Source organism: Amycolatopsis sp. NPDC051106 (assembly GCF_040682775.1).
GTDB lineage: Bacteria > Actinomycetota > Actinomycetes > Mycobacteriales > Pseudonocardiaceae > Amycolatopsis.
The window spans coordinates 85958-96124 of record NZ_JBFBBQ010000028.1 but is presented as its reverse complement, the minus strand read 5'-3'; the positions used below and the strand labels follow the sequence as shown (position 1 = coordinate 96124).

Sequence of the window (10167 nt, the reverse complement as noted above, 5' to 3'; positions counted from 1 at the left end):
CTTCGGTGCGTCACACGCACCGAAGGCCACCTTGGGTGTGTGGACAACTGGGCCACCACCGCCCTTTCCGCGCCGGAACTGTCGGTGCCGGCCGGTAACGTGGAAGACGGGGGGCGCCCCCGCGGGCCGATGCGAAAGCCGGCTCGCGCACCCAATGCGGCGTTCGGTGCGTCCCACGCACCCAATGTGGCGTTCGGTGCGTCCCACGCACCCAATGTGGCGTTCGGTGCGTCCCACGCACCCAACGCCACATTGGGGCGCTTTCCCCGGGTCACGCTCGGGGGAAAACCGGATGGGCACCGCGCCCCACCCCGGCCAAACTGAAGCCGTGACCAGCCTCGAAGCCCCCCGCCCCCACCCGCTGCGCCGCGTCTTCGGGCCGCTGGCCGCGCGCGACTTCTGGGCCGAATACGCCTGGCTGTGGCTCTCCGGCCCGCTCACCCTCTTCTCGCTCTTCAGCTTCCTCCTGCTGCTCGTGCTGGGCCTCTCGCTGACCCCCGTCCTCTTCGGGTTCCTCGTCCTCGCCGGCGCCATCTCCTACGCCCGCGGCCTCGGCGCCCTGCACCGCGGCCTCGCCGAAACACTGCTCGGCGTCAGCGTGCCCGCTCCGCGCCGGCCCGAGCTCAAGCCGGGGCTGTGGGCGTGGGTCCGGGCCCGCGTCGGCGATCCCGCCGGCTGGCGCACCGGCGGCTACCTGCTGCTGCGCCTCCCCGTGACCTTCGTCGCCCTGCTCACGATGACCACCGCGACGGTCTACGCCCTGGCCGCGACCCCGTTCGCGTTCCTCTGGTTTCCGCTGGGCGAACGGCACCTGGACGTCTTCGACATCTACGCCGGCAACTGGGCCGGCGCCCTCGCGTGGTCGGCGTCGGGGCTGCTGGTGCTCGTGGCGCTCCCGTGGGTGACGCACGCCTTCGTCGCGCTCGACCGGCTGCTGGTCGTCGGCCTGCTCGGCACGCGGGAGCTCTCCGAACGCGTCCGGGACCTCGAGGCGAGCCGCGCGACGGCGGTCGAGGACGCCGCGCTGCGGCTGCGGCGCATCGAACGCGACCTGCACGACGGCGCGCAGGCCCAGCTCGTCGCGCTCGCCATGAAGCTCGGGCTGGCCAAGGACGAGCTCGAAGGCCTCGACCTCCCCCAGATCCAGCAGCTGGTCACCGCCGCCCACACCAACGCGAAGCAGGCGCTGACCGAGCTGCGCGACCTCGCCCGCGGCATCCATCCCGCCGCCCTCGACGCGGGCCTCGACGTCGCGCTGGCCACCCTCGTCGCGACGTCCGGGATGGACGCGCGGGTCGCCGTCGACCTGCCGCGCCGCCCGCCGCCGTCCCTGGAGACGATCGTCTACTTCAGCGCCGCCGAGCTGCTCACGAACGCCGCGAAGCACGGCGGGACGACGACGTACGTCGAGGTCACCGAAGAACGGGACGTCCTGTGGCTGCGGGTGCGCGACCGCGGCCGGGGCGGTGCCCGGCTCGTCCCGGGCGGCGGGCTGGCCGGGGTCGCCGAACGGCTGCGGACGGTCGACGGCGAGCTGACCGTCGCGAGCCCGGTGGGCGGTCCGACCGAAGTGACCGCGCGGGTGCCCTTGCCCCGCTAGGGTCGCGGCATGCGGATCGTCATCGCGGAGGACTCGACCATCCTGCGCCAGGGTCTCGTCGAGCTGCTGACCTTTCGCGGCCACGAGGTCGTCGCCGCAGTGAAGGACGCCGACGCGCTGCGGACCGCCGTCGAGGAGAACTCCCCCGACGTGTCCATCGTGGACATCCGGATGCCGCCGACGCACACCGACGAGGGCCTGCGGGCGGCGATCTCCCTTCGTCGCGAGTCACCGGGCCGCGCGATCCTGCTGTTTTCCCAGTACGTCGAGACGAAGTACGCGGCCCAGCTGCTGGCCGACCGCGCGGGTGGCGTCGGCTACCTGCTCAAGGACCGCGTCGCCGAGGTGTCCGACTTCCTCGACGCGCTGCGCCGGGTCGCGGACGGCGAAACGGTGCTCGACCCCGAAGTCGTCAGCCAGCTCTTCTCGGCGACGCGGCAGATCGACGCGCTCAGCGGGCTCACCCCGCGAGAGCGCGAAGTCCTGGGCCTGATGGCGGAGGGCCGCTCGAACTCCGCGATCGCCGCGAAGCTGTTCCTCTCGGCCGGATCGGTCGAAAAGTACGTGACGTCGATCTTCGGCAAGCTCGGCCTGCCACCGTCCGAAGGGGACAATCGCCGGGTGCTGGCGGTGTTGCGCTACCTGGATTCCTGAGCAGACGGGCGCGCGGTCCCGGCGCGGGGGCCTAGGCTGGGGCCCATGTACTCCACCGAGATCGAGGTCCGCACCGGTTCCGAAGCCGTCGTCCACGACCTCACCCACGAGGCCGAGTCGTTCCTGCGCGACGCGGACGCGACCGACGGGTTGCTGCACGTCTGGGTCCCGCACGCCACCGCCGGGCTGGCGGTCCTCGAGACCGGCGCCGGCAGCGACGAGGACCTGCTGACCGCGCTCGACGAGCTGCTCCCCCGCGACGGCCGCTGGCGGCACCGGCACGGGAGCCCGGGCCACGGCCGTGACCACGTGCTCCCGGCGCTGGTGCCGCCCTACGCGACGATCCCGGTGCTCGGCGGCGTCCTCGCGCTGGGCACCTGGCAGTCGATCTGCCTAGTGGACACCAACCTCGACAACCCGGTCCGCAAGGTGCGGTTCAGCTTCCTCGCGGGCTGACCGGCCGGGCCACAGCACCACCAGCAAGCCCGCGGCCAGCAGCGCGCCGAGCACCCAGACGCCGGTCGTGACGTCGGGCGCACCCGGCACGCCCTGAAGCAGGCTTCGCAGGCCTTCGGTCGAGAAGCGGAACGGCGTCCACGACCACAGCAGCGTGCGGTAGGCCGGGTTCAGCAGCTCCGGCACCTGCCCGGCGACCGCGGGCGCGACCAGGTAGAGCGGGCCGAGGACGGCCATCGCGCGCAGCCCGAGCAGGCGCAGCAGCCCCGCCTGCAGGGCGGCGAACGCCGTGGCGGCGAGGAAGACGAAACCCAGGACGCCGAAGTCCAGCGGCAGCGCGGCGTCCCACAGCGCGAAGAACCCGGCCACGGCCGCCGTCACGAGCACTCCGGCGCCGACGACCTGCAGCAACCGCGCGCCGGCGCCGACCGTGCGGCCGGTGCGCTGGGCCAGCTGCGTCAGCGCCAGGCCCGCGACGAGCGCGCCGATCCAGGCCAGCGCGGACGCGGCCAGCGGTGCGGTCCGGCCGGCGACACTCACCGGGCGCAGCACCTCCTGCTTCGGAGCCCCGCCCAGCGCCGACGCCGCGCCGGTCAGCGCCTGCTGCGCGACCTGGGTACCCGACGGGTTGACCGCCCCCGAAGTCACCACAGTCACGACGGTCGCGGACGGTCCCGGCCCGAGCTCGAGCACGCCGTAGACCTTCTTGTCCTCCAGCAGCTTCCGCGCGTCGGCCGGGGACGCGATCGTCCAGTCGAGCTGACCGCCACCGTGCGCGGTGATGCGCTGCGCGATCTCCGGCGGCGCGGCGACCGCGACCGGGACGCCGTCCGGCGCGGCCGTGGCCTGCGCGCCGAAGGTGAGGAACCCGAGCACCACGGCCACCAGCGCGCCGGCCACGGCCGCGACCAGGGCGAGCGCCCCGGCGGGGCGCCGGACAGGACCAGTCATGACAACCTCCATTTATTCGTCGCTTGTTGAATTACTGGCCAAGGTACGACCGCGTCCCGCAAAAGTCAACGCGTGTTGAATAGTGCTGCCGGTAGCCTCGGTCTCGTGACGAAGAAGCGGCTGCTGCTCTGGGACATCGACCACACGCTCGTGGACTTCGCCGGGCTGGGCATGGCCTGGTACGCGGCCGCGTTCACGGCCGCGACCGGCGCGACCCTGAGCGTCGCCCCGGTGTTCGGCGGCCGCACCGAACTGGCGACCACCACCGAACTGCTCACCGCGAACGGCTTCGAAGCCGCGCCGGACACGGTCCAGGCGATGTTCAAGGCCCTGGTGGCGGAGTCGGAACGGGCCGCGCACCGCTTCGCGGCGGAGGCTCGCGCGCTGCCGGGCGCGGCCGAAGCGCTGGTCGCGTTCGCCGAGGACGACGGCGTCGTCCAGACGCTCGTCACCGGCAACCTGCCGGAGATCTCGCGGCACAAGCTCACCGCGTTCGGCCTGCACGAGCACCTCGACCTCGACATCGGCGGCTACGGCACGCTCTCGGTGCACCGCCCCGACCTCGTCCCGCACGCGGTGACGCTGGCGGCGGCCAAGCACGGCGCGCCGTTCGAGGCCGGCGCGGTGGTCGTCGTCGGCGACACCCCGAACGACGTCAAGGCCGCCTTGGCCCACGGCGCGCTGTCGATCGCGGTGGCGACCGGGCTCTACAGTGCCGACGAGCTGCGCGCGGCCGGCGCGCACATCGTGCTGCCGGACCTCGCCGACACCGACGCCGTGAAAACCGCCGTGTTCAGCTGAAAGTCGTCTTCGTCGTCCTCGGGAGGGTGTCAACCCTCATCCGAAGGGACGACCCCTTAGGGGTCAATCTCCTTCCTTCGCCCGATGTGGCCGGAGAGGCTGTTCGCCACACTTCCGAGCATGACTGAAGCAGCGTCGGCGGCCGGGCCCGCCGGAGGGGGACGCATCCGCGGCACGGTCGCGGTGCTCAGGCAGCGCCTGCCGTTCACCAGCAGTGTGGTGCTCGCGATGCTCGTGCTGGCCGTCGCGTCGGGGGCGCTCTGGAACGCGGCCGAAGACCGCGCGGCCTACCCGTTCATCGCCTACGGGCTGCCGTCGCTGGAGGAGGGCCGGTGGTGGACCATGCTCACCGGGCCGTTCTTCGCCGTCGTCCCCTGGTACTACCTCCCGATGGTCGGCAGCTTCGCGCTCTTCGCCGGCTTCGCCGAGTGGCAGCTGGGGACGCGGCGCGCGATGGCCGTGACCATCGGCGGCCAGTTCGTCTCGGTGCTCGTCGCGACGCAGTTCCTGGCGCTGTGCGGTAATTCCGGCTGGTTGTGGGCCGAGCGCATGGCGGGCAGCCTCGACGTCGGGTTCTCCGGCGGCGCGCTCGCCGCGGTCGCCGTCGCCAGCGCGACGCTGCGGCCGCCGTGGGCGCTGCGGCTGCGGGCCGGGCTCTGCGTGTACGCCGGGGTCGCGATCATCTACGTCGGCACGCTGGCCGACCTCGTGCACTTCTTCGCGCTGCTGGCGGCGATCCCGCTCGGCAACCGGCTCGTCGGCTCCCGGCGGGCGCCCTCGGTGGGGCCGAACCCGCGCGAGTGGCGGCTGCTGACCGTCGCCGGCCTGCTGCTGCTCACCATCGCCGAAATCGTGATGCTCCTGGTGCCCGGCGAAGGCCCGTTCGGCTCCACCGAAGAGGTTTCGCTGTCGGCGCCGGAACTGGCGTTCCTCGTGCTGGTCACGGTGCCGATGATCAACGGGCTGCGCAAGGGCAGCCGGGTCGCGTGGCGCTGGGCGATCGCGCTGTCGGCCTTCGTGACGCTGCAGGCGCTCGCCGCGGCCACGGTCTACGGGCTGGCCGACGTCTTCGGCGCGGGCTACGACACCACGGGCCTGCCGCTGTTCTTCGTGGACAATCTCTTGTGGACGGTCGAGCTGGGCGTCCTCATCGCCGCCCAGCACGCCTTCCGCGTCCCTTCGCGGCGACGGCAGCGGCGCCACGCTCAGGGTCCCGGCGCGTCGCTGGCCCGCACGCTGCTCGGACGCCACGGCGGCAGCACGCTGTCGTGGATGACGACCTGGCCGCGCAACACGTACTTCGTCCGCGAGGACGGCCGTTCCTACCTCGCCTACCGCAAGCACGCGGGCGTCGCCGTCGCGCTGGGCGACCCGATCGCTCCGGACGGCACGGCGGCGGCCACGGTCACCGAGTTCACCACGATGTGCGAGAACTCCGGCCTGGTGCCGTGCGTGTTCTCGGCGACGGAAGAGACCGTCGCGGCGACCCGCGAGCAGGGCTGGCAGCACGTCCAGGTCGCCGAGGACAACGTGCTCGACCTGGAGAAGCTGGAGTTCCGCGGCAAGGCGTGGCAGGACGTCCGGTCGGCGCTGAACAAGGCCGCCAAGCAGGACATCGACTTCCGGCTGGTCCGCTTGGCCGACCAGCCGGAGCCCATCCTCGCCCAGGTCCGGGCGCTGTCGGAGGAGTGGATGTCGGGCAAGGGCATGCCGGAGATGGGCTTCACCCTCGGCGGCCTCGACGAGGCGATGGACCCGGCGACGCGGGTCGGCCTCGCGGTCGACGCGGAGGGCACGGTCCACGGCGTGACGTCGTGGCTGCCGGTCCACACGGGCGAGGGCAAGGTGGGCGGCTGGACGCTGGACGTCATGCGCCGCAGCCCGCACGGTTTCCGCCCGGTGATGGAGTTCCTGATCGCGTCGGCGTGCGTCCAGTTCCGCGAGGAAGGCGCGCGGTTCGTGTCGCTGTCGGGCGCACCCTTGGCCCGCAGCGATTCCGAGTCCGCGGCGCTGGTGGACCGGGCGTTGGAGTCGCTGGGCCGGGTCATGGAGCCGTACTACGGTTTCCGGTCGCTGCACGCGTTCAAGGCGAAGTTCCAGCCCCGCCGCGTGCCGCTGTACCTGGCTTACCGGGACGAGGCGGACCTGCCGCGGATCGGGCTGGCGCTGAGCCGGGCCTACCTGCCGGATGTGCGGCTGCGCGAACTGGCGAAGCTCGTCAGTAGCTCTCGGGGACACTAATCCGCTGCGGGAACCAAATCTCACGCCGCTTGATAACGTTCTCCGGCTGTTCGGTCAGAGTGCCATCTGTAAGGCGTAGCCAATGACAGTTCTTGGAATCCGTGAAGGCCAACATGACACCCGGCTGGGCGCTCATGCCCGCCCAGCCGGGCCGCACAGGCATTCGCCACTTTCCTGGCGGGAGCACTGCGTACAGGTACTCGTCTTCTTCAACGCTGTCACCGCGCTGGATGTATGGACCGTACACCGGAAGTCCCTTGAAGATGTCAAAGGAAACCATCACATAGTTGATCGCCTCCGGATTCCCATTGGCAACAATCATATACAAATCCACTGGTGCACCGTCAGGGAAGTTCGCACCGTTCTCAGGCACCTCGATCCAGGCCGTCACGCGCGATGCTTGCTCCTGTCTGTCGCGCAGTTCCTGCCGTCGGCGGTCTTCTCGAGCTATCCGTCCATCTCGGCGGGCGATCCACAACGCGACTACCACCGCCGCGACCGTTCCGGCCGCACCAGCCCACTGCCCAACGGCGCCCCACCAGTCGGCGCTACGAGCCCGCGTAACCCACGTCCAAGCCTTGACGATCAACGGACCGAACAGCAGAATAATTCCGGCAACAATCAGCACGCTGATTGCACCAGCCCGTATCCTCAGCAGCCGTTTGTCCATAGAGTCATCCACCACTCGAATTGTCGACCGAAACGATCCACCGTACCGCCGCTCTAGCGGTAGGTGGTCGGCGGCGGAGTGGTCGTGCTCCGGTCCGCCGCCGGCACGAACCGGTAGCTCTTCAAGATCCCCAGCAGGTCGTCCCGGATCGTCGGCCCGGAACGGTCGGCATCGGCGTAGGCCACCACCACGCCCGACGCACTCCCGTTGCCGAACGCCATCGCGGCAACCAGAGCATGCTTCGCCGAGCATTCGCCCGTCGCCGCCGGGGTCACTTCGGCGACCACGATCCGGGCCGGGCTCCGGGTGCCGTCGGCCTTCGTGAGCTGGGCGTCCGTGCCCGGGCCCACCTGGGACGTCCCGCCGTACGCGCCGGTCGCCAGGTCTGTCGCGGCCTTGCGCGCCGCTGCCTCGGGATCGGGGAGCGGCTCGGTGGTGACGCCCGCGCCGCCCAGCGTGTCCCGGCCGCAGAAGTCCCGGCCCAGGAACGCGCTCGTGATCAGCCGGATCGCCGGCTCGTCCCAGCCGTGCTGCGTGGTCGGCGCGGGCTTCCAGTCCGGCGGGACGTCATACGCGTATGAGCCGTCTCGCGCCGCGACGGACTGCCAGCCGCTCGTCACCGCGGGGACCACTGTTCGCGGCGACGGCGTCACCACCAGCGGCGGCAGCGGAGCCGAACCCGAGGGCCGGTGCGCCTTGCCGACACCCAGTGCGTTGAGCACACCCGCGATCAGCGCGATGAGCACGAGCCCCAGCCACGGCGCCCGCCGCCACTTCAGCGGCTTCGGCGCCGGGCGGATCCGCTTCGGCCGCGCCCTCGGCGGTTCAACCGAAGGCAAACTCGCAGGCGCCGGCGCGTCCGCGGGTTCGTAGCCGCCGAACCCGCGGAGCGCCGCGTTGTCCTCGTACCCCGGCGTCGTGTCGTCCGAGCGCCGGGAGAACCGGCCCATCAGGACCGGACGAGCTTGACCAGGTGCTCGACGACGGCGTCGACCGCGATCTCTTCGCGCTCGCCCGTCCGCCGGTCCTTGACCTCGACGACGCCGTTGGCCAGGCCGCGCCCGACCACCAGGATGGTCGGCACGCCGACCAGCTCGGCGTCGGCGAACTTGACGCCCGGGGTCGCCTTGCGGTCGTCGAGGATGATCTCGAGACCGGCCGTGTCCAGCTCGGCGGCGAGCTTCTCGGCGCCGGCGCGCACCGCGTCGTCCTTGCCCGCGATGACGATGTGCACGTCGAACGGCGACACCTCGCGCGGCCAGATCAGGCCGAGGTCGTCGTGGTTCTGCTCGGCGAGCACGCCGACCAGCCGCGAGACGCCGACGCCGTAGGAGCCCATCGTGATCCGGATCGGCTTGGAGTCGGGGCCGAGCGCGTCGAGCTCGAACGCGTCCGCGTACTTGCGGCCGAGCTGGAAGATGTGCCCGATCTCGATGCCGCGCGCGGCGACCAGGGTGCCGTGGCCGTCCGGCGACGCGTCGCCCTCGCGGACCTCGGCGGCCTCGATGGTGCCGTCCGGGGTGAAGTCGCGGCCGGCCAGCAGGTCGATGACGTGGTGGTCGACCTTGTCGGCCCCGGTGACCCAGGCGGTGCCGGGCACGATCCGGGGGTCGGCGAGGTAGCGCACGCCGTTGTCCTGCAGGGCCTTCGGGCCGATGTAGCCCTTGACCAGGAACGGGTTCTTGGCGAAGTCGGCCTCGTCGAGCAGCGCGACCTCGGCGGGCTCGAGCGACGCCTCGAGGCGCTTCATGTCCACTTCGCGGTCACCGGGGAGCGCGACGCAGATCAGCTCCCACTCCTTCGCACCGGGCTGACGCGCCTTGAGCATGACGTTCTTCAGCGTGTCCGCGGCGGTGAACGTGCGGCCCAGGTCCGCGTTGTTCAGGAAGTTCACCAGCGACTCGATGGTCGGCGTGTTCGGCGTGTGGTGCACCTGGGCCTCGGGCCGGCCCTCGATCGGCTGCGCGGCCGGCGCGGGCGTCACGACGGCTTCGACGTTCGCCGCGTACCCCGACTCCGTGCTGCGGACGTAGGTGTCTTCGCCCGTTTCGGCGACCGCGAGGAACTCCTCCGACGCCGAGCCGCCCATGGCCCCCGACGTCGCCTTGACCACGACGTATTCGAGGCCGAGGCGGTCGAACAGCTTCGTGTAGGCGGCGCGGTGGGCCTGGTAGGAACGCTCCAAGCCCTCGTCGTCGAGGTCGAACGAGTACGAGTCCTTCATGACGAACTCGCGGCCGCGCAGGATGCCGGCGCGGGGACGCGCTTCGTCGCGGTACTTCGTCTGGATCTGGTACAGCGTGACCGGGTAGTCGCGGTAGGAGTTGAACTCGCCCTTGACCGTCAGCGTGAAGAGCTCTTCGTGCGTCGGGCCTAGGAGGTAGTCGGCGCCCTTGCGGTCCTTGAGGCGGAAGAGGCTGTCGCCGTACTCGGTCCAGCGGCCGGTCGCCTCGTAGGGCTCCTTCGGCAGCAGCGCGGGGAACTGGATCTCCTGCGCGCCGATGGCGTTCATCTCGTCGCGCACCACGGCCTCGATGCGGCGCAGCACGCGCAGGCCGAGGGGCAGCCACGAGTACCCGCCCGGGGCGACCCGGCGGACGTAGCCGGCGCGTACCAGGAGCCGGTGGCTCGGTACCTCGGCGTCCGCCGGATCCTCGCGCAAGGTGCGAAGGAACAACGACGAAGTCCTGGTGATCACTGCGGGGCTCCCTGCTCCGGGCGGGTGTGAAAGTCCCGCTCAGGGTAGTCACTCCCCCGGCCGTGACTCCAACGGGTTACTCGACGGCCCGTTTTT

The 10167-nt window shown here is 71.4% G+C and carries 9 protein-coding genes; 5 read left to right on the top strand and 4 right to left on the bottom strand.

Annotated elements, in window-relative coordinates; all coding sequences use genetic code 11:
• The first annotated feature begins 292 nt into the window (after nt 1-292).
• From AB0M83_RS22170 to AB0M83_RS22160, 3 genes are read left to right on the top strand one after another with little or no spacing between them, the layout of a single operon-like run.
• Nucleotides 293-1600 carry a sensor domain-containing protein gene (locus AB0M83_RS22170; RefSeq protein WP_364519816.1) on the top strand — a complete coding sequence of 436 codons (1308 nt, stop codon included), beginning with the start codon at nt 293-295 and terminating at the stop codon, nt 1598-1600.
• 9 nt (nt 1601-1609) lie between these two features.
• Nucleotides 1610-2254 carry a response regulator transcription factor gene (locus AB0M83_RS22165; protein WP_364519814.1) on the top strand — a complete coding sequence of 215 codons (645 nt, stop codon included), beginning with the start codon at nt 1610-1612 and terminating at the stop codon, nt 2252-2254.
• 45 nt (nt 2255-2299) lie between these two features.
• A complete protein-coding gene (locus tag AB0M83_RS22160) occupies nt 2300-2710 on the top strand; it encodes a secondary thiamine-phosphate synthase enzyme YjbQ (protein WP_364519812.1) in 411 nt (136 codons plus the stop codon).
• Here the strand turns inward: AB0M83_RS22160 and AB0M83_RS22155 are convergent.
• Nucleotides 2648-3661, bottom strand: a complete 1014-nt coding sequence (locus AB0M83_RS22155) for an ABC transporter permease (protein ID WP_364519810.1) — start codon at nt 3659-3661, stop codon at nt 2648-2650. The two genes, AB0M83_RS22160 and AB0M83_RS22155, sit on opposite strands and share 63 nt — an antisense overlap.
• Nucleotides 3662-3766: 105 nt before the next feature.
• On the opposite strand from AB0M83_RS22155, the gene AB0M83_RS22150 reads away from it, so the two are divergent.
• Both AB0M83_RS22150 and AB0M83_RS22145 read left to right on the top strand, forming a co-directional pair.
• Nucleotides 3767-4462: a haloacid dehalogenase-like hydrolase gene (locus AB0M83_RS22150; protein ID WP_364519808.1), complete on the top strand. Its 696-nt coding sequence runs from the start codon at nt 3767-3769 to the stop codon at nt 4460-4462.
• Between the two features lie 120 nt (nt 4463-4582).
• Nucleotides 4583-6703, top strand: a complete 2121-nt coding sequence (locus tag AB0M83_RS22145; RefSeq protein WP_364519806.1) for a DUF2156 domain-containing protein — start codon at nt 4583-4585, stop codon at nt 6701-6703.
• Here AB0M83_RS22145 and AB0M83_RS22140 read toward each other — a convergent pair.
• Genes AB0M83_RS22140 through AB0M83_RS22130 form a run of 3 tightly spaced genes read right to left on the bottom strand, consistent with a single transcriptional unit; the run spans nt 6681 to nt 10071 of the window.
• Nucleotides 6681-7373, bottom strand: a complete 693-nt coding sequence (locus AB0M83_RS22140) for a hypothetical protein (protein WP_364519804.1) — start codon at nt 7371-7373, stop codon at nt 6681-6683. The two genes, AB0M83_RS22145 and AB0M83_RS22140, sit on opposite strands and share 23 nt — an antisense overlap.
• 53 nt (nt 7374-7426) lie before the next feature.
• On the bottom strand, nt 7427-8323 hold the full coding sequence (locus AB0M83_RS22135; RefSeq protein WP_364519802.1) for a hypothetical protein: 897 nt from the start codon (nt 8321-8323) through the stop codon (nt 7427-7429).
• Nucleotides 8323-10071, bottom strand: a complete 1749-nt coding sequence (locus AB0M83_RS22130) for a proline--tRNA ligase (RefSeq protein ID WP_364519801.1) — start codon at nt 10069-10071, stop codon at nt 8323-8325. The genes AB0M83_RS22135 and AB0M83_RS22130 overlap by 1 nt, the downstream gene beginning before the upstream one ends.
• Between the last annotated feature and the right edge of the window lie 96 nt (nt 10072-10167).

What these genes read in the sequence shown, in the direction of transcription:
- AB0M83_RS22170 (WP_364519816.1), top strand. Translation starts at nt 293, where the DNA reads ATGGGCACCGCGCCCCACCCCGGCCAAACTGAAGCCGTGACCAGCCTC.
- AB0M83_RS22155 (WP_364519810.1), bottom strand. Translation starts at nt 3,661, where the DNA reads ATGACTGGTCCTGTCCGGCGCCCCGCCGGGGCGCTCGCCCTGGTCGCG.
- AB0M83_RS22135 (WP_364519802.1), bottom strand. Translation starts at nt 8,323, where the DNA reads ATGGGCCGGTTCTCCCGGCGCTCGGACGACACGACGCCGGGGTACGAG.
- AB0M83_RS22145 (WP_364519806.1), top strand. Translation starts at nt 4,583, where the DNA reads ATGACTGAAGCAGCGTCGGCGGCCGGGCCCGCCGGAGGGGGACGCATC.
- AB0M83_RS22140 (WP_364519804.1), bottom strand. Translation starts at nt 7,373, where the DNA reads ATGGACAAACGGCTGCTGAGGATACGGGCTGGTGCAATCAGCGTGCTG.
- AB0M83_RS22165 (WP_364519814.1), top strand. Translation starts at nt 1,610, where the DNA reads ATGCGGATCGTCATCGCGGAGGACTCGACCATCCTGCGCCAGGGTCTC.
- AB0M83_RS22160 (WP_364519812.1), top strand. Translation starts at nt 2,300, where the DNA reads ATGTACTCCACCGAGATCGAGGTCCGCACCGGTTCCGAAGCCGTCGTC.